16 protein-coding genes are annotated in these 19,477 nt (G+C 64.3%); 2 read left to right on the top strand and 14 right to left on the bottom strand.

The features are described from left to right. Positions 1 to 15: 15 nt before the first annotated feature. The 4 genes from adk to ampD form a co-directional block, all read right to left on the bottom strand. Entirely contained in the window at positions 16 to 672 is a 657-nt protein-coding gene (gene adk, locus C1H69_RS06070) for an adenylate kinase (RefSeq protein ID WP_102652504.1), read from the bottom strand. A gap of 255 nt (positions 673 to 927) precedes the next feature. Continuing rightward, positions 928 to 2,928 carry a dihydrolipoyllysine-residue acetyltransferase gene (gene aceF, locus C1H69_RS06065; RefSeq protein WP_102652503.1) on the bottom strand — a complete coding sequence of 667 codons (2,001 nt, stop codon included), beginning with the start codon at positions 2,926 to 2,928 and terminating at the stop codon, positions 928 to 930. Positions 2,929 to 2,991: 63 nt separating this feature from the next. Then, entirely contained in the window at positions 2,992 to 5,664 is a 2,673-nt protein-coding gene (aceE, locus tag C1H69_RS06060) for a pyruvate dehydrogenase (acetyl-transferring), homodimeric type (RefSeq protein ID WP_102652502.1), read from the bottom strand. A 356-nt stretch (positions 5,665 to 6,020) separates the two neighbouring features. Continuing rightward, positions 6,021 to 6,578, bottom strand: a complete 558-nt coding sequence (ampD, locus tag C1H69_RS06055) for a 1,6-anhydro-N-acetylmuramyl-L-alanine amidase AmpD (protein WP_102652501.1) — start codon at positions 6,576 to 6,578, stop codon at positions 6,021 to 6,023. A 93-nt stretch (positions 6,579 to 6,671) separates the two neighbouring features. On the opposite strand from ampD, the gene nadC reads away from it, so the two are divergent. Then, positions 6,672 to 7,526 (top strand): carboxylating nicotinate-nucleotide diphosphorylase, encoded by an 855-nt coding sequence (nadC, locus tag C1H69_RS06050; protein ID WP_102652500.1) that lies wholly within the window; start codon positions 6,672 to 6,674, stop codon positions 7,524 to 7,526. Between the two features lie 3 nt (positions 7,527 to 7,529). Here nadC and C1H69_RS06045 read toward each other — a convergent pair whose 3' ends face one another. Continuing rightward, a complete protein-coding gene (locus C1H69_RS06045) occupies positions 7,530 to 8,054 on the bottom strand; it encodes a GNAT family N-acetyltransferase (protein WP_102652499.1) in 525 nt (174 codons plus the stop codon). An 88-nt stretch (positions 8,055 to 8,142) separates the two neighbouring features. Between C1H69_RS06045 and tsaA the strand changes: the two genes are divergently transcribed. Beyond that, complete coding sequence (tsaA, locus tag C1H69_RS06040; protein ID WP_240609833.1) at positions 8,143 to 8,880, top strand: tRNA (N6-threonylcarbamoyladenosine(37)-N6)-methyltransferase TrmO; 738 nt, start codon at positions 8,143 to 8,145, stop codon at positions 8,878 to 8,880. 31 nt (positions 8,881 to 8,911) lie between these two features. Here the strand turns inward: tsaA and C1H69_RS06035 are convergent, their stop codons facing one another. From C1H69_RS06035 to C1H69_RS05995, 9 genes are all read right to left on the bottom strand, one after another. Continuing rightward, positions 8,912 to 9,769: a helix-turn-helix transcriptional regulator gene (locus tag C1H69_RS06035; protein ID WP_102652497.1), complete on the bottom strand. Its 858-nt coding sequence runs from the start codon at positions 9,767 to 9,769 to the stop codon at positions 8,912 to 8,914. Positions 9,770 to 9,870: 101 nt separating this feature from the next. After that, positions 9,871 to 10,473: a nucleotidyltransferase family protein gene (locus C1H69_RS06030; RefSeq protein ID WP_102652496.1), complete on the bottom strand. Its 603-nt coding sequence runs from the start codon at positions 10,471 to 10,473 to the stop codon at positions 9,871 to 9,873. Next, positions 10,463 to 11,437, bottom strand: coding sequence for an XdhC family protein (locus C1H69_RS06025; RefSeq protein ID WP_102652495.1), 975 nt, complete (start codon positions 11,435 to 11,437; stop codon positions 10,463 to 10,465). The genes C1H69_RS06030 and C1H69_RS06025 overlap by 11 nt, the downstream gene beginning before the upstream one ends. 26 nt (positions 11,438 to 11,463) lie before the next feature. Then, positions 11,464 to 12,741 (bottom strand): benzoate/H(+) symporter BenE family transporter, encoded by a 1,278-nt coding sequence (locus tag C1H69_RS06020; protein ID WP_102652494.1) that lies wholly within the window; start codon positions 12,739 to 12,741, stop codon positions 11,464 to 11,466. Between the two features lie 40 nt (positions 12,742 to 12,781). Further along, positions 12,782 to 13,585, bottom strand: a complete 804-nt coding sequence (locus C1H69_RS06015) for an enoyl-CoA hydratase/isomerase family protein (RefSeq protein WP_102652493.1) — start codon at positions 13,583 to 13,585, stop codon at positions 12,782 to 12,784. Positions 13,586 to 13,611: 26 nt separating this feature from the next. Next, positions 13,612 to 15,141: an AMP-binding protein gene (locus C1H69_RS06010; protein WP_102652492.1), complete on the bottom strand. Its 1,530-nt coding sequence runs from the start codon at positions 15,139 to 15,141 to the stop codon at positions 13,612 to 13,614. Beyond that, positions 15,134 to 15,661, bottom strand: a complete 528-nt coding sequence (locus C1H69_RS06005; protein ID WP_102652491.1) for a (2Fe-2S)-binding protein — start codon at positions 15,659 to 15,661, stop codon at positions 15,134 to 15,136. The genes C1H69_RS06010 and C1H69_RS06005 overlap by 8 nt, the downstream gene beginning before the upstream one ends. Next, entirely contained in the window at positions 15,645 to 16,490 is an 846-nt protein-coding gene (locus C1H69_RS06000) for an FAD binding domain-containing protein (protein ID WP_102652490.1), read from the bottom strand. The genes C1H69_RS06005 and C1H69_RS06000 overlap by 17 nt, the downstream gene beginning before the upstream one ends. Continuing rightward, the gene (locus C1H69_RS05995) at positions 16,487 to 19,477 is read right to left on the bottom strand and encodes a xanthine dehydrogenase family protein molybdopterin-binding subunit (RefSeq protein WP_102652489.1); all 2,991 of its coding nucleotides are present in this window, start codon (positions 19,475 to 19,477) and stop codon (positions 16,487 to 16,489) included. Before C1H69_RS05995 ends, C1H69_RS06000 begins: the two co-directional genes overlap by 4 nt.

Below are 19,477 nucleotides of genomic sequence, written 5' to 3'. Positions count from 1 at the left end.
CACGGTACGGAGCCGTCAGCTCTCCAGCGCCTCGCTTACCTGGGTCGTGATGTGATCGACGCTGCCGATGCCTTCCACCCGGTGATAGGCCGGCGCTGCCTCGGGTTCTTCCGTGGCCCACTGCCGATAGTAGTCGACCAGCGGCGCGGTCTGCTCATGATAGACGGCCAGTCGGTTGCGGACCGTGGATTCCCGGTCGTCGTCACGCTGGATCAACGCCTCACCGGTGACGTCATCCTTGCCCGCCTCCCTGGGTGGGTTGTACTCGACGTGGTAGACCCGACCGGAGCCCGGATGGACACGACGCCCTGCCAACCGCTTGACGATCTCCTCGTCATCCACGGCGATCTCCAGCACATGATCGATCTTCACGCCGGCATCCTTCATGGCATCCGCCTGGGGGATGGTGCGGGGGAAGCCATCGAACAGGAACCCGTTATCGCAATCCGGCTGCGCGATGCGCTCCTTGACCAGGGCAATGATGAGGTCGTCGGACACCAGACCACCGCTGGTCATGATCTCCTTGGCCTTCAGTCCCAGTTCACTGCCTTCCTTGACGGCGGCGCGAAGCATATCGCCGGTGGAAATCTGCGGAATGTTGAACCGCTCGCAGATGAACTGGGCCTGGGTGCCCTTGCCGGCACCCGGGGCGCCCAACAGGATCAAACGCATCTGGTTGCTCCCTTAGAAAGAGTCGTAAATCTTGTGATGAGTAAGGAAATGGAAAAGAACGATAACCGGGCCTCTGCGGCCAGACAACCACGCGTATCTTGGCAAGGCCCCGTCAGTTGGGTAAAGCACCAGCATTTTCAGCCAATTATCCTCCAACTTGCACTTTGGTCTTCCCTACGCTCCAGCCGCTGAAACCCTGAAGCACCGACGGCGCCCCCGGGGAGGCGCCGCCAGTGTTCGCACGTGGGCGGAAGGTTACAGCAACAGTCGGCGGATGTCGGTCAGTACATCGGCCAGGAAGGCCGTGAAGCGTGCCGCATCGGCACCGTTGATGGCCCGGTGATCGTAGGAGAGCGACAGCGGCAACATCAACCGTGGCTCGAAGTCGCTTCCATTCCAGATCGGCTTCATCTGCGCCTTGGAGACGCCGAGGATAGCGACCTCGGGGGCATTGACGATGGGCGTGAACGCCGTACCGCCGATGGAGCCAAGGCTCGAGATCGTGAAGCAGCCGCCGGTCATCTCTTCACGCTTGAGTTTCTTGGTCTGCGCCTTCTTGCCGAGATCGGCCATGGTGGTGGCGATCTCGATCAGCGACTTCTTGTCGGCATCGCGAACCACCGGCACCATGAGGCCGTCCGGCGTGTCCACCGCCACCCCGATGTGAACGTACTTCTTCCAGACCAGGGTCTCGCCATCGCCTTTCAGGCTGACGTTGAACTGCGGGAACTTCGCCAGCGCGAACGCACACGCCTTGACCAGGAAGGGCAAGGGCGTGAGCTTGGCTCCCTGCGCCTCGGCCTCGGCCTTCATCGACTTGCGGAAGGCTTCCAGCTCGGTGATGTCCGCCTCGTCGAACTGGGTGACGTGGGGCACGTTGAGCCAGCTGCGATGCAGGTTGGTAGCCCCCATCTTGAGCAGGCGCCCCATGGGCTTCTCTTCCACATCGCCGAACTGGCTGAAGTCCATCTCGGGAATGGGCGGAATGCCGGCGCCATCCGCCGCCGCAGACGGCCGTGCCTTGCCGATCGCCTGCTTGACGTAGGCGTGTACATCCTCCTTGAGCACCCGCTCTTTCGGCCCACTGGGCCGCACCAGGCCAAGATCGACACCCAGTTCGCGTGCCAGCATGCGCACCGCAGGGCCGGCATGCACCAGCTTGCCATCACGCGGCTTGTGCGCCGCCATCTGTGCTTCGGGGCTCGGCGTGCCCGACGGGGCGGGCGCTGGCTTGTCAGACCTGGCGGAAGCGGCCGGTGACTTCCGTTCGGACGGCGTCTCACTCGGCTTCCCGGCTGCCGGCTTGGCCCCGGCCACTTCGATGTAGCCGATCAGATCGCCTTCGGAAACGCTGTCGCCCTCCTTTACGGCAAGCTGGACCAGCTTGCCCTTGTAGGGGCTCGGCACGTCCATGGAAGCCTTGTCGGATTCCAGGGTGATCAGCGAATCCTCCTCGTCGATCTCGTCGCCTTCGGCCACGCCAATCTCGATGATCGGGACATCGCTGACGCCAGACAGGTCCGGGACCCGTATCTCCTTGCGCTCGGGTTCACCGCCGGCCGCCTCTTCCTCGGCCTCTTCCTCGGCCGGTGCCCCGGCCTGCTCTGCGGGCTCCTCGGCGGCCTTCGGCGGAGCCGATTCGGCCTCGTCGCTAGCGGAGCCCCCGATCTCCATGGTGCCGACCACGTCGCCTTCGGAGACCGTATCGCCCTCCTTCACCGTCAGCGTGATCAGCTTACCGGTGTGCGGGCTCGGCACATCCATGGAAGCCTTGTCGGACTCCAGGGTGAACAAGGTGTCTTCGGCAGTGACATCGTCGCCTTCGGCCACGGCAATCTCGATGATCTCCACATCGCTGGAGCCACCCAGGTCCGGCACCTTGATCTCCACGGTTCGGCTGCCGCCACCGCCAGATGCCGCCGCAGGCTTCTCACCGGCACTCGTCTCCTCGGTGTCCTCGGCAGGTTCAGTCTCGGAGGATGCCTCCTCGTGCGCCTCTTCCGCCCCGCTGTCGGTCCCTTCCGCCTCGAGCTCGATGATGTCATCGCCCTCCGAGACGGTATCGCCCTCCTTCACCAGCACTTTGAGTACCTTGCCACCCTTGGGCGCGGGCACGTCCATGCTGGCCTTGTCGGACTCCAACGTAATCAGGGTATCCTCGGCGGCGATGACATCGCCTTCGGACACCGCGATTTCAATGATTTCGACATCTTCGCTGCCACCGATGTCGGGAACTTTGATAATTTCGCTACTCAAGGTCGCGCTCCTTCCAAATCGTGCCTGGAACAGGCGGGCCCACGGCCCGCCTTGCCACCGAAATCAGCTGGTCAGCGGATTAGGCTTGTTGGGATCAATGCCGTATTTCTTGATCGCCTCGGCTACGACCTTGCGATCCAGATCGCCGCGGTCGGCCAGCGCCTTGAGCGCAGCCACGGTCACGAAGTAACGGTCGACCTCGAAGAAGTAACGAAGCTTCTCGCGGGTATCGGAGCGGCCGTAACCATCGGTCCCTAACACATGGTAGTCGGTCGGCACCCAGGCACGAACCTGGTCGGCGAACAGGCGCATGTAGTCGGTAGAGGCGATCACCGGCCCCTCGCGTCCTTCCAGACACTGGGTGACGTGGGGTTTGGCCGGCTCCGCATCCGGGTTGAGGAACGCTTCCCGCTCCAGGCCCAGCGCTTCGCGACGCAGTTCATTGAAGCTGGTAACGCTCCAGATATCGGAACCCACGCCCCACTCGTCGGCCAGCATCCGCGCCGCCGCTTCGACTTCCCTCAGAATGGTGCCGCAGCCCAACAGCTGGACATGGCCCTTGTCACCCTTCACCTCACGCAGGCGATACATGCCCTTGATGATGTCTTCGGCAGGTATCTCCTCGAGTTCCGGGTGTTCATAGTTCTCGTTCATCACCGTCAGGTAGTAGAAGCAGTTCTCCTTGTCGGAGAACATTCGCTTCAGGCCATCCTGGACGATCACCGCCAGCTCATGACCGTAGGTCGGATCATAGCTACGGCAGTTGGGAATGGTGGAAGCCTGCAGATGGCTATGACCATCCTGATGCTGCAGCCCCTCGCCGTTCAGGGTAGTCCGTCCCGCGGTACCACCGACCATGAAGCCGCGCGCCTGCAGGTCGCCGGCGGCCCAGGCCAGGTCACCGACGCGCTGGAAGCCGAACATCGAGTAATAGATGTAGAACGGCAGCAGCGTCAGGTTGTTGTTACTGTAGGAGGTGGCCGCGGCAATCCACGCCGACATGGCCCCGGCCTCGGTAATGCCCTCCTCGAGGATCTGACCCTGCTTGTCCTCGCGATAGAACATGATCTGGCCCTTGTCGACGGGCTCGTACTTCTGGCCTTCGGAGGTATAGATGCCCAGTTGGCGGAACATCCCCTCCATGCCGAACGTGCGCGCCTCGTCGGGCACGATGGGCACCACCTGCTTGCCGAGCGTCTTGTGCTTCACCAGGCCATTGAGGATACGCACGAACGACATGGTGGTGGAGACTTCACGCCCCTTGGAGCCACCGGTCTGGGAGGCGAAAATCTTGTCATCCAGGGAGGGAATCTCGAGCGCCTCGAAGTCGCTGCGACGCTGGGGCAGGTAACCGCCCAGGCGCTCGCGCTGAAGATGCATGTACTTGAGCTCGGGAGAGTCGTCATCCGGCTTGTAGTACGGGACTTCCTTGAGCTGCTCATCGGTGAGTGGAATACCGAAACGGTCACGGAATTTCCGCAGCGCCTCATACTCCATGGTCTTGACCTGGTGAGCCTCGTTGGCTGCCTCGCCATCCCCGCTGCCCATGCCGTAGCCCTTGACGGTATGCGCCAGGATGACGGTAGGGCGACCGTTGGGGTTATTGACCGCCTCGTTGTAGGCCGCGTAGACCTTGAAGGGATCGTGACCGCCGCGATTGAGTTTCCAGATGTCCTCGTCGGACATGTTCTTGACCATCTCTTCGGTTTCCGGGTATTTGCCGAAGAAATGCTCGCGGGTATAGGCGCCGCCGTTGGCCTTGTAGTTCTGGTATTCGCCGTCGACCGCCTCGTCCATGCGTTGCTGCAGGATGCCCTTCTTGTCCTTCTCGAAGAGCGGGTCCCACAGCCGGCCCCAGACCACCTTGAGCACGTTCCAGCCGGCACCGCGGAAGACGCCCTCGAGCTCGTCCATGATCCGACCGTTGCCGCGCACCGGACCATCGAGGCGCTGCAGGTTGCAGTTGACCACGAAGATCAGATTGTCGAGATTTTCACGGCCGGCAAGCGAGATCGCGCCCAGGGATTCCGGTTCGTCACACTCGCCGTCGCCCATGAAGCACCAGATCTTGCGGTCATACATGTTCTTGAGTTCACGCGAGTCCAGGTACTTCATCACGTGAGCCTGGTAGATCGCCTGTATCGGCCCGAGACCCATGGACACCGTGGGGAACTGCCAGAAGTCCGGCATCAGCCAGGGATGCGGATAGGAGGACAGGCCGTCGCCATCGACCTCCTGGCGGTACTTGTCCATCTGCGCTTCGGTGAGACGCCCCTCGAGGTAGGCACGGGCATAGACACCTGGCGCCACGTGGCCCTGGATATAGACCAGATCGCCTTCGAAGTCGCCATTGGGAGCACGGAAGAAATGGTTGAAGCCCACGTCATACAGCGTGGCTGCCGACATGAAGCTGGCGATGTGGCCGCCCAGCCCCGGGTTGGCCCGGTTGTTGCGAATGACCTGGGCAATGGCGTTGTAGCGGATCAGGGAGCGAATGCGTCGCTCCATGAAAAGATCACCCGGCATGGGCGCTTCGCGGTGCACCGGAATGGTGTTGCGATGCGGTGTCGTCACCGAGAAGGGTGCCTGCATGCCGTCACGGCGTAGCCGGTCAGCCAGGCGTGTCAGCAGGTACCGGGCTCGATCTTCGCCCTCACGATCCAGGACCGACTCCAGGGAATCCAGCCATTCCGTGGTTTCGACCGGATCGAAATCTTCTCTTGCCTCCAGACTCATAGACGTCTCTCCGAGTGACAATGTGATGTCAGGATGCCCCCAGGCGTGTCGATGGGGGGCGTATCGCACTACTGACGATCAGGGGAAATCCGGGGCCGCCATTCGGCTCTTCATGCGGCTCTTGTAGTCATTTTACAGAACGATGTGGCCGTGAATGCCACGAATGGCGTAGAACATACCGTAAAGTGGGCCCGCTGCCAATTCATATGGAATGGAAAGTTTTTCCACAATATCTACATTGCATTGCAACACAAGCTGTTACGAGTCACCAGCCGAACTCTTGTACGCATATTCGTGGCATGTAATAAAACTACCGTATGATTCATTCAGGTGGCGGTCGACACAACATGTCGCCTTTACGCCCAGCGTAGACAATGGCGAAGATAAGCCCAGTCGAAGGCGGGGCCGGGGTCGGTTTTTCGCAACGGCGCGATACGTGCATGGCTGGTGATCCGGCATGGGGTAATGGCCGGATAGCTTTCCATCAATGCCTCGGCCACGGACGCAAGGGCCCGATATTGGGCGTCGCGATAGGCCGTGACCTCGTTCCCCTCCAGCTCGATTCCAACGGTAAAATCGTTGAGCGCTCGACGCGCCCGCCCCCTGTCGATCCAGCATGAGCGCCCCGCATGCCAGGCGCGATGATCGAAGGAAACGAACTGTACGCACTCGCCGTCGCGTCGAATCAACAGATGGGCCGATACGCGCAAGTGCGCAATGGCGGCAAAATAGGGATGGCCCTGGGGATCGAGGCGGTTGGTGAACAACTGCTCGATCGACTCGCCGCCAAACTCGCCGGGGGGCAGGCTGATCGAATGCAGCACCAGCGCCGACACCTCCCCTTCGGGTCGTAGATCCTGATTGGGTGAGGGCACCTGACGCGCCACCTGAAGCCAGCCATTGTCGATTCGCATCTCACTCCCCTGACGCCCTCGGTGCTGTTTCTCCTATAATGACGGTCTCGCAGCTCCTTGAACATGCGTTTCATGAACAGGAAAAGGACCGCCATGCATTATCAGGACGCCCTTGTCGAAGAGATCCGCGCCAGCGCTGCCCATCTGCTGGCAGAAGACGTCGGACCCGGCGATATTACCGCGCAGTTGATTCCCGAGTCGCTGTGGGCAAGCGCCAGGGTCATTACCCGCGAGCCGGCGGTACTCTGCGGCATGGCCTGGGTCGAGGAAGTCTTTCGCCGTCTTGACGTGAGCATCAGCCTGCGCTGGCATGCCGCCGATGGTGACCACCTTGAAGCGGGACAATGCTTCCTCGAGATCGAGGGGCCGGCCCGTCGGCTGCTGACGGGTGAGCGGGCGGCACTGAACCTGCTGCAGACACTATCCGCCACGGCTACCCGCACCCGCGCCTACGTGAACCTTCTCGAAGGCACCGGAGTACGCCTGCTCGACACCCGCAAGACGCTACCGGGGCTGCGCCTGGCACAGAAGTATGCGGTCACCTGCGGTGGCGGCCACAACCATCGCGTCGGGCTATATGATGCCTTCCTGATCAAGGAAAACCATATTGCAGCCTGCGGTGGCATCGCCTCGGCCATCAAGGCCGCGCGCCGCATTGCCAGCCACCTGCCGGTGGAAGTGGAAGTGGAGACTTTCGATGAGCTTGATCAGGCCCTGGCAGCCAAGGCCGACATCGTCATGCTAGACAATTTCTCACTGGATGACATGCGCGAAGCCGTGCGCCGCAATGCCGGCCAGGCGACCCTGGAAGCGTCCGGCAACGTCGATGAAACGACCCTCCGGGACATTGCAGAAACCGGCGTGGACTGCATCTCCTGCGGTGCCTTGACCAAGGACATCAAGGCCATCGACCTGTCGATGCGTATTGTCGATCCGGGCACCACCTGAGGCTCAGGTCTCGATAGCGGAAAGACGCTTTTCCAATTGCCTTCGCCACAGCCGTTCACCGTCGCGGGACACCCATTGCTCGCCCAGTTCGCGCCAATTGCGTCGAACCAGGCCATCTACCAATACCAGGCTGGACTCGATGGTCACCCGTTCGTGGCCATGCTCCAGCAACAAGCGTTCGGCGTGAATCAGCAGGGTCGTTCCGATGCCGCGCCGCGCCAACGATGGCCAGACATAGAGCGTCTCGATACGGGATCGGGGAATGTCCAGCTCCAGAAAGCCCACGCAGCGGCCGTCGCAGGCCGCCACCAGCGTGGTATAGAGCGCCTGGCGGGCCACCCAGGCGGTGGCTTCCCGGGGAAGCGAATTCGCCCAGGCCCGGCGCTCCGCCACGCTGTAGTGTGAGGCCGCCCCCTGCATGATGGCATGATGGAAGACTTCGGCCTGATCGGCACCATCGCGCGCCTTCGCCTGGCGATAGACGATCCGCGGAGTTCGGCCTGCTGCAGACACTTCGTTCATCGTCATCGAATCCCCCTGCTGCCCTGAGAGTAAAGCCCCGGCCCGAAGGTTACACAAGCTCGCCGTTCCCGCCAATGGCGGGCATAATCGCTGCATGATTCCCTCCCAGACGACACCTCCCTTCTCGATGCAGGCCATCGGCCATATCGAGAGCGACTACCCGGACAAGTTCGGCGTCCCCCGTCAGCCCGGCCTGGCGTCGGCGGCATGCGCCACACTGATACTCGCCCCACCCTTCTCCGATCCGCTGTCGGTCAGGGGCCTGGAGGCCTTCAGCCATCTTTGGTTGACCTTCGTCTTCCACCTCAGTCCCGAGCACGACACGGAGCGCTGGACACCCCTGGTACGCCCGCCGCGCCTGGGTGGCAATGCCAAGATCGGGGTCTTCGCCAGCCGCAGCACCCACCGCCCCAACCGTCTGGGGCTGTCGCTGGTGGAGCTGGCCGGTATCGATACCCGCGGCGGGGTGCGTCTTGACCTGCGTGGCTGCGACCTGGTCAGCGGCACCCCGGTACTCGATATCAAGCCCTACCTGCCCTGGGTGGAGGCTCGCCCCGAGGCCAGTGCCGGCTTCGCCCCGGAGGCACCGCCCCAATTGCCGGTAGGCTACTCAGCCGAGGCGGAGACCGCCCTGGCGGCACGCTCCGATGGCGCCTCGCTGCGCGAGCTGATCACCCAGGTGCTGGCCCAGGACCCGCGCCCGGCCTACCGCAACGGCGCCGAGGAACGGATCTACGGGGTGCGGCTACGCGACGTCGATGTTCGCTTTCGCGCTGAAGCAACAGGTGAGCGGGTTCGAATTCAGGTCGTGGCGGTGGTGGACGTCGCCTGAGAGCATGATCCAGGTCATCAGCAGACCTTCCTCAGTTGGAGGGTGTGTAGCTGTCGATCACCTTCTGATACTGGCTGGGCGAGGCCCCGATATGGCGTCGGAAGAAGCGCGTGAAGTGGCCCTGCTCGGAGAAACCCAGGGACTCAGACAGGTTACCCAAGGTGCCGGAACGACTCTCGGACAAGCAGCGGAACGCCATCTGCATCTTGCCGATATTGGCGAGCATCTGCGGCGTCATGCCGGTGTTCTTCTTGAACAGCGAGAAGAAGTGCGCTCGTGAAAGACCGCACTGGCGCGCGATGCCTTCCATGTCCAGTTCACCCTGTGGATAGTCGAGAATGAATTGGCTCGCCCGGCGAATACGAGCATCGTAGAAGTCGCTGGCAACGCCAACCCGCAACCTGGCCAGATGACGCCAGTCGGAATGCTTCTCGGTGATCCCGATCAGCAAATCAAAGAGCAACTCTTCCAGCCTGTCCTGAGGTACCAACCCGAAGGAGAACATGGCGTCGATCAACAGATCGGCATGATGCCGTATCCGGGACGTCAGTTCGATGCAGGGGCTGGAGAAGAAGTCGGGCCGGCCGCTGAGCGCCAGTCCGCGCTGCAAGGCCGATAGCCAGCTCGGCTCGATGTAGAGCGCCAGGATCAGTGTGTCGGCGGCACCGCTCTGGTGATCGTAGAAGTGAGGCTCCCAGGCATTAACGAGCACCGCCGTCCTGTCGGTCAGCGGCAGCCGGCGATTGCGCACCGAGAAGTAAGTATCCTCCCCAGAAACCTTGAGCAAAACATGGCATTCGGAATGGGCGTGGGGCACCAGCGACTCATCCATGTCCAGCAGGGCAACGCGTCCAAACCCGCCATGCAAGATGCGGTGGGCACTCGACATGACGTCCTCGTCAGTGGAAGTGTAAGGGCATCGGCAAATCAGCGTACCATCTCTTTCTCGCGCGTCGGCCATAGGCAGACCAAAGTCGCATGGCAAGTCGCTCAGCGGCCGCTACCCCCTGCCCAGTCCAGATCTGCTGGCCGGTCCACATCCTGCACGACGCCCGGGTCCTGAACCTCGACCTCGATACAGGCATCACGATGCCGACACACCACACTGCGGGCTCCCTCGTCGCCGGTCAGTTGCTCGAGCGAGCCCCAGAAACACCGTCCGAACAGCACCGGGTGTCCACCCTGCCCCCGATAGAAGGGCCGCACGATCGCCCGATCGCTCGCCTGGGTACACAGCAGAGCGAAGCTCTCCCTGCTGACCCAAGGCATATCCCCCAGCATCACCGCCACCGCAAGGGCCTGGCTTTCGGCCCTCAGCGCGTGAATGCCGGCCGCGAGGCTGGCCCCCATGCCCTGCTCTGCCGTCTCGGCAACAGCAACAATAGTGCCGATATCCTTGGCAATACCCAGATGGGCGGGGTCGTCCTCGATACCCAGCACTACCCGGATCTCACCGAAATGTGGCCTGAGAGTTGCCAGCGTAGCGGCCAGCAACATCCCCCGGGCTGGCAGGCTGGCGCACCGCTTGTCGTTGCCGAAGCGGCGCGCCCGACCGGCCGCCAATACAAGGGCAGCGACGGAGTCAGAGGGCATCGCGAGCTTTCCCATGGTAGACCCGCACGATATCCGCTACCACGGCCAAAGCAATTTCAGCGGGGGCCTTGCTGCCGATATCGAGGCCAATCGGCATATGAATACGATCGATATCCACCTGGGTTAGCCCTCCGGAACGCAGCAGTCGTGTGGCGCGGGCATCCGAGGTCCGACGCGAGCCCATCACGCCGATATAGAAGGCCTCGGTACGCACCGCCTCGATCATGGCCAGGTCATCGATGCGCGGATCGTGGGTCAAGGCCACCACCGCGGTTGCCGCATGGCAGCCCCCGGCAGCGATGAAGGTCGACGGCAACTGTGGCACCACCGTTACTCCTTCCGCACTGAACCCTTCACGCGCTTCAGGACGAGGGTCACAGACGATCACCTCGTGGCCCAATGCCTGGGCGAAGTGGGCGCAGGCCTCGGCTACCGGCGAGAGACCGGCCAGCAGCAAGCGCAGCACGGGGCCGATGCGTATGTCGGCGGACGCGGGCCGGCGCACCACGCATGGCCCCTCGGCAACGTTATCATAGCAAGCCCGAAAGGCACCGGATTCGACATCGACCCGACGCTTCAAGCGGCGCTGCCCCAGCAAGGCCAGCTGCAGCATCTCGAGATGCGCCACCCAGGGGGCATCAGGTGAACGGTGCTCGATCAATACCTCGAGCACACCACCACACGGCAGGGCGAATCGCTGGCGCTCTTCCTGGCTCTCGCCATAGCGGCGAATCGTCACCGGTCGCTCGAACCCCCCAGCGTCGAGCCGCTCGAGGAAAGCCTCCTCGACGCAACCACCGGACAGCGAGCCGACATGGTGCCCACCGCGCCGCGCGACGAGCATCGCACCCGGCGCCCGAGGCGACGACCCATGGGTCGAAAGCACCGTGCACAGCCAGGTCGAGTGGCCCTCATGAGCCCAGGCCAGCGCCTGGGTTATCACTTGGATATCGAGGTCGTGCATCGCACGCTGCTCCTGCTCCGCCGCGCTCAGTCCGCGACCTGGGTCTTCTCTGCCTCGGGATCGAGCGTCTTCTCGCCCAGCAGCAGGGAGATGGCAATACCGCAGACCAGCGCCCAGAACGGCGAGCTGATACCCAACAGACTAATATTGCTCATCGCCACCACCAAGGCCACGAAGGCACCGATCTGATGACCACGATGCCGGGAAAAGGCATGCTGGAAGGCCGCCAGCAGCACGCCGATCATCGCCAGACCGGCCACGCTTCCGATCAGCGCGCCGGGCAACGCCAGGATGAAGGGCACTGCCGCACCGGCAAACAGGCCGAAGGCACAGAACAGCACGCCGTTCACCAGGGTGGCACCATAGCGGGTGCTCCTGTCGTCACCGGCCTGCTCGGAGGAGCAGATGGCAGTCATCGGTCCGGCGATGTTGGCGTTATGGCCGCCGAGGAGACCGGCAAGCATGCCACCGGCACCGCTGATGATGGTCATGGCATTGACCGGAGGACGATACTCCTCGGCCAGCAGCACTCCGGTGGCCTGGGCATTCTCGGCCCCGATCACCAGTGCCGCCAGCGGCACGGAGATGGCCAGGAAGGCACCCAGGGTGAAGCTCGGCGCGGTGAACTCCGGTGCGACGAAGGCGATATCCACGTCGGCGGGTTGTACGGCTCCCATCGCCAGTGCGACACCGAGGCCGACCACCGCCGCCACCAGCACCGGTGGTACTGCCTTGATGAAGCGCGAGCTGAGGAAGAAAGCCACCACCGCCGTTCCGGCAATCCAGGGTGCGGCCCCTACCGCATTCACCGCGCCGATGCCGAAGCGGATCAAGGCGCCGGCGATCATCGCCATGACGATCGGCATCGGCAGCCAGCGCATGAGGCGCCCGACCACCCCGCTGACGCCCAGCGCCAGCACGATCGCCCCGCTCATGATGAAGGCGCCAACCGCCTCGGTGAAGGGAATCGTCGCCAGGGCGGTGATCAGGATTGCCGCCCCGGGAATCGAGTAGGCGCCGGTGATCGGCTGACGATAGCGCAAGGCCATGGTCAGGCTGATCAGGCCACCCAGGAAATAGATGGCGAACAGCCAGGCCACGGTCTGGCCATTGCTCAGGTTGCCGGCATCGGCGGCACTGATCACGATCAGCGCCGGTCCCGAGCAACCGAACAGCGCCGCGACGGTGCCTGCACTGATCGACTTGAGGGTAAAGACCCGAGCCAGGTCCTTGAGCAGCGGTCGACGGCTATCCATCGAAACCGCTGGCACGGGGCTTGCTCCATTGTTGTCGTGTGCTTGCATGGGATTCTCCTGGCGTTGTTGTTATGTCATGGAATACCGGTCATTTACCTGTGAAGACGGCCCGGCGCTTTGCATGGAAGGCCTCGACACCCTCGCGGAAGTCGCTGGAGGCGCGCAGCCGGCTGTAGCAGTGTCCTTCCATCTCGATGGCCACCGACAGCGGGGCGTCCTCGTTGTCGTTGATCAGTCGCTTGGCGGTGCGCTGAGCAAGCGGCGAGAAGCCTCGCAGCTCCTCCACCAGGGCGTCGGTGGCACTCCCCAGTTCGGCGTCGGGCACGCACTCGGTGGCGATACCCCACGCCAGTGCCTGGGCACCGCCGATGCGCTTGGCGCGCATCACCATGTGCTTGGTCCGGGCGATACCGATGATCTTCTGCAGGCGGGCCGAACCACCAGAACCCGGGATCTGCCCCAGCTTCTGCTCCGGCAGGGCATAGAGAGTCGTTTCGGAGGCGATGCGGAAATCACAGGCCAGCGACAGCTCGAAGCCGACGCCGAAGGTGTAGCCACGGTTGGCGGCGATCACCGGCTTCGAGCAGCGCGCCGGGGCGGCCACGTTGTCGGCCAGTTTCGAGACATGTTCTGGTGAGGCCTCGAGGAACCCCTTGATGTCGCCACCACTGGAGAAGTGTTCTCCTTCGGCGCGTAGTACGATCACACGCACGCCGTCATGGGCGTCCAGCGCCTCGAACACGCGGCGCAGCTCGTCGCGCTGGGGCATCGAGATCACGTTGAGCGGTGGACGACCGAGGATGATGTCGGCGCGCTCGGCCTCAGCATCGACCTGGACCCTGAAGCCGTCGAAGTCACTGGCAAGAACGGTGTTCACGTCGCTGGTAGTCATGTCTTGGTTCCTTGTCGGTTTGCAAGTCAGAGGGGTTGTGCGCTGGGGGTGTCCTGTTCGCGCAGCACGCGACGCAGGATTTTTCCCACGGGGGACTTGGGAATCTCGTCGACGAAGACGTAGCGTCGCGGGCGTTTGAAACGGGCCAGGCCTGAATCCACGCAGTGCCGGTCGAGTTCGCCCTCGTCGATGGCCTGTCGAGCCTTGACGAAGGCGGTGACCACCTCGCCCCACTGCTCGTCAGGCAACCCCACCACCACCACCTCTGCCACCTGGGGGTGCACAGAGAGCACATTCTCGATCTCCACCGGGCTGACGTTCTCACCGCCGGTGATGATCAGGTCATCGACCCGGCCGGTGACGAACAGGTCGCCGTCGGCGTCGAAGTAGCCGGTGTCGCTGGTGAAGTACCAGCCCTCCTTGAACGCCTTGCGATCGGCATCGGGGCGGTGCCAATAACCCTGAAAGGCCTCGTCGCCGGCCATGTCGGCGATGATCTCCCCCTCTTCCCCCTCGCCCAGGATCTCGTCAGGCGACTCGGCTCCCACCCTGACCACCCGGATGCGCTGGTTGAGCGACGGCCGACCCGACGAGCCCGGCTTGTCGCTGGCCCGCTGGTCGATGGTGAAGGTATAGATCTCGGAGCTGCCGTAGTGGTTGACGAACAGGCTGGGCTGGAAGGCCTGCTGAACGCGCGCCATCAGCCCGGCACTCATCGGCGCGCCGGCGAAGCCCAGCTTGTCGACGCTGGCTACCTTTGACGACGAGAACCCGGGGTGCTCGATGAGCATGTGGTAAAGGGTCGGCACCAGGTAGAGATTGGTCACGCCCTCACGCGCAATGGCCTCGAGAGTAGACGCAGGATCGAACTTCGGCACACAGACGAAGTGGCCGTCGACCAGCGCCATCGACAGCAGCGAGCGTACGCCCATGGTGTGATAGAGCGGCATCACGCCGAGGGTGCACTCGTCGTGGCGATAGAGGTTCTGGGCCACATGGGCCAGCGCTGCGGCGCGCTCGGCGCGATGCCGGCGTGGCACGCCCTTGGGCTTGCCGCTGGTACCCGAGGTGTAGAGCATCAGCGAGACATCCTCGGCACCGGCGCGCAGCACCAGCTCACCGTCCATGCCGAGCAGGGCATCGAAGTCATGGGCACCGATGTCCTCGCCCCCTCCGGCGGTGATGCGCGGCAGCCGCTGCGCCTCGGGACAGCCGTTCACCGCTTCGGCCACCGAAGCGTCATAGGCGAGAGCCTTGACCTCGGCATCCTCGATGCAGTAACTCAGTTCCCGGGCCGTGGATCGCCAGTTGAGAGGGGTGACCACGACCCCTGCGAATTGGCAGGCCCAGTGCAGGGTCGCCATCTGCCAGCGGTTCTGCATCACCACCAGCAGGCGATCCCCCTTGGCCAGGCCCATCGCTTCGAGGCTCCTGGCCACGCTCTGGATATCGGCGAACCATTCGGCATAGGTCTTGCGTAGCTGGCCATCGGAAATGGCAACCGCCCGAGGGCGACGCTCCACCGCGGCGAGAAAACTGCGTCCAAGGTCAAACATCGTTATTCTCCTGTTCACTATCGGTCCGGGGCACCTCGCGACGCGCCCGGGCCACGTCGAGCACCGCCCGGACCATGCCGGTGTAACCGGTGCAGCGGCACAGATGCCCCGACAGCATGTCGCGCACCTGGGCCTCGCCGGGATCGGTGACACGACCTAGAAACTCTTCGCAGGACATCAGGATTCCTGCGGTACAGAAGCCGCACTGCAGGGCGTGATGGCGCCGGAAAGCCTGTTGCAGATCGGAAAGGCCCTCCTCTCCTGCCAGCGACTCGACGGTATCTATCCGCCGCCCCTCGGCCTGTACCGCGAGCATCAGACAACTGCGGCTGGCGCGATCGTCGACGCGCACCGTGCAGGCCCCGCACACGCCGTGCTCGCAGCCCACATGCGTGCCGGTGGCCCCCAGCTCATGGCGCAGAAAGTCACACAGCTGGGTACGGGGCTCGGCATAGCCGCTGCGCTCGCGGCCATTGAGGGTCAGGGTCACGCGAATGCGCTGGTCAGCCCTGGCGTGCATGAACGGTTTCCTCGTCACTTGGCCCGCCGGCGATCAACTGCCGGCCGAGCTCACGAATCAACTGGCGGCGATAGGCCGCCGAGGCATGGGCATCGTCCTCGGCGCCCAGGGACCAGGCAAAGGCGTTGAGGGCCTCGCTCGGGTCGGCGTGGCGGTCGAGCTCGCGGCTCACTGGGCGGTCGGCGACGCCGCCCACGCCGAGGATGACTCGATCGCCGTCGATCACCGCCGCCAGCGCGACAATCGCGAAGTCGCCGTGGCGCATGGCCACTTCAACGAAGCGGTACGCCGCATCCGCCCTCGCCAAGGGAAAACGCACCTCGGTGATCAGCTCGTCGGGGTGGCGGTCGGTGGTCAGTACGCCCTGGAAGAAGTCATGGGCCACCACTCGGCGCGACTTGCCACGCCGATTCTCGAGCACCACTTCGCCTCCCAGGGCGGTCAGGCACAGCGGCAACTCGGCGCTAGGGTCGGCATGGGCGATCGAACCGCACACCGTGCCTCGGTTACGGGTCTGCCAGTGGCCGATCCAGGGCATCGCCTGGGTCAGCAACGGGACCGCCTCGGCGAGACCGGGGTAGTCGAGCAGCTCGGCCTGGGTCACCCCGGCACCCACCGCCAGATGGTCATCGCGGCGCTCGATATAGTGCAGGTCCTCGATACCCGCGATATCGATCAGCCGCTTGGGCTGGGCCAGACGCATGTTGAGCACCGCCATCAGCGACTGGCCCCCGGCGATCAGCCGAGCGTCGTCTCCCCCCTCATACAGCAGCTCGCAGGCCTCGCGACGGCTCGCGGGGCGCCAGTAATCGAAAGCAGCGGGCTTCATGAGCGACCTCCCCGGCCAGTGAACAGGGCCTTGAGGCGGCGCCACGGCGACAGCCGTGGTGCGGCGCCGCCCATGCGCTGGGCCAGGCGCGCGAAGATCTGGCCGATGATCATCCGCGAGGCGCTTTGCAGCATGCGCCCGCCCACCGAGGCGACCTTGCCGCCCACGGCGGCGTCGTAGTCGTAGTCGAGTCGCGTCTGGCCGCCCTCGATCCCGGTCAGCCGAATCCGCGCACTGCCCTCCGCCGAGCCCATGGCGCTGGAGCCGGCCCCGGAGAGCCGCAGAGCGTGCGGTGGGTCGAGATCGGAGAGCGCCACCCGGGCATCGAAGCGCGCTCGGATCATCCCAACACCGACGGTGACGTCGGCGCGATAGGCGTTGTCGCCGGTGAGTTCCAGGGCATGGCAGCCAGGAATGATCGCCTGCAGGGTCTCGGGATCGAGCAGGGTGTCGAAGACCGCCTGAGGGCCGCCCGGCAGCGTCACCGAGTCGCTGGCGGTGAGCCGCGAGCCGCCACCGGCGGCGGGAGCCGCCCTATCCTCACCCACTCCTTGGGGCCGCGGCGGCTCCTCGATGCCGATCAGCGTGCGCACCTTGGATGGCGTCAGCGGCAACTCGATGTCCGCGCTGCCCAGCGCGTCGGCCACGGCATTGGCGATGCACACCGGGGTGCTCATGTTGTTGCCCTCGCCGACCCCCTTGGCACCCAGCGGGGTGAACGGCGATGGTGTCTCCCTGTGCAGGATCAGCGGCTCGGGCACCTCGACGCTGGTCGGTACCAGGTAGTCGGCGAAGGTGCCGGACTGGAAGCTGCCATCGTCGCCGTAGGCAAACTCCTCCATCAGTGCCGCACCGAGTCCCTGGGCGAAGGCCCCGCGCACCTGGCCGTCGACCAGGTCCGGATTGAGCAGGCGTCCGGCGTCATGGAGGGTGACGTAGCGGTCGAGTCTCACCTTGCCGGTGATGCGGTCGACCTCCACGCCGCAGTAGTCGAAGATGAAGCCGTAGCAGAGCGAGCTGTTGATGCGATCGTCATCATCCGGCGCCTCGAGCTGGGGCGGCGACCAGAAGACCGTCTCGCGCAGTCCACCCGGCTCCTCGTCGGGCAGGGTGCCCGGCGCCCAGTGTGTGGCGCCGGCCAGTCGGCCAAAGGGCATCATCAACTCGCTATCGACCACCCCCACCTGCCCCTCGGCGAAGCGGATACGTGCGGCCTCCACCTGCCACTGGGCGGCGGCGATGCCGGCCAGGCGATCACGCACCTTCACCGCCGCCTGATAGACCGCCCCGGCCACGGCGCCGGAGAAACGACTGGAGTAATTGCCCGAGGCGATCGACCAGGCGTCCTTGCCGGTATCGAGCTCGACATTGACGCTGATCGACTCCAGCGGCACCCCGAGCACCTCGGCGATCACCTGGGCCACCACGGTGCGATGCCCCTGCCCCTGGGGTGTCGAAGAGACATGAGCGCTGATGTCGCCTAGTGGCCCCACGCTGATCGTGGCGGTGCTCACCGCGCCGTTCTTGGGGCCGGCCCTGCGCCGCTCCTCGGGCGTCATGGCGGTGGTGATGTAGCCCATGTTGGAGATCGACGGCTCCACTGCCACGGTATAGCCGACGCCATAGAGCCGCCCCTCGCGGCGTGCCGCCTCACGACGCGTCAGCAACTCGTCCAAGCCGCCTTCGCGAACGCCCTGCTCCACCGAGGCGGGATAATCGCCCGAGTCGAGCAACGCCCCGGCCGCAGCTCGGTATGGGAAGCTCCCGGACGGCACCAGGTTGCGGCGGATCACCTCGAGCGGGTCCAGCTCGAGTTCCACGGCGATGCGCTGCATCAGCCGTTCGAGGGCGAAGTACACCTGGGGGCCGCCGAAGCCACGGTTGAGTCCCGTGGGCGTCTTGTTGGTCAGCGCGACGCGGTTGCGCACGGAGAGATGCTCGATGGCGTAGGCGCCGGTGAGGTTGCCGTGCATGCGATAGAAGGTGGCCGGCTCAGGAGCGCGCAGATAAGCCCCGCAGTCGTCGACCTGGTCCCAGTGCAGAGCAGTGACACGGCCATCCTGGGTCACCGCGGCTTCGATCTCGGTCACTCGATTGGTGGCCGAAGAGGCACCTTGCAGGTGTTCGAGACGGTCCTCCACCCATTTGACCGGAGCACCGGCCTTGCGTGCGGCCAGGCCCATCATCACCACATAGGGAAACACACCCTGCTTGATGCCGAAGCTGCCACCGGAGTCCGGTGGGGTACGCAGGCGCAGGCGGTTGCCGGGCACCTTGAGTGCACGAGCCATCACCGAGTGCAGCGCATAAGGCCCCTGAAAGTTGGAGAGTACATCGTAGCTATCGCTGGAGGCGTCGTAGTCGGCGATGACCACATAGCACTCCATCGGCGTACAGGAGCTACGCGGCACGCGCACCTTGAGCGCGACACGACGCACGGCCTCGTCGAAAGCCTGCTCGGGGTCGCCATAGCGAAAGTGACGTTCGCTGACCACGTTGCTGCCGACGCCCTCATGGAGCAACGGGGCGTCTGCAGCGATGGCCGCCTCGGTATCCACCGCGACGGGCAGCATCTGGTAGTCGACGCGAATGGCATCGAGGGCGTCCTCGGCGAGATAACGACTCTCGGCCATTACCACGGCGACCGGTTCGCCGACATAGCGCACCTTGTCGACCGCGAGGCACCAGTGCTCCATGGGTTGGCGCACGCCGACGGGAAAGGGCTGAGCCCAGCGCCGGACATCCTCACCGGTGAGGACGGCATGCACGCCGGGCATGACCAGCGCCGGAGAAACGTCCAGGCCGACCAGCCGGGCGTGGGCATGGGGAGAACGCAGCACGGCAGCATGCAAGGTACCCGGCGACACCGCCAGGTCGTCGGCATAGCAGCCATGACCACGCAGCAGGGCGTCGTCCTCGACGCGCTGCTGTCGTCGGCCAATCTGGCCCGACTGCCCCTCCCGCATGGTTGGCTCGAAAGCGTTCAT

The organism is Billgrantia endophytica (assembly GCF_002879615.1).
Taxonomy (GTDB): Bacteria; Pseudomonadota; Gammaproteobacteria; order Pseudomonadales; family Halomonadaceae; genus Halomonas; species Halomonas endophytica.
The sequence above is the reverse complement of the archived record's forward strand: the minus strand, read 5'-3'. Positions and strand labels throughout refer to the sequence as shown.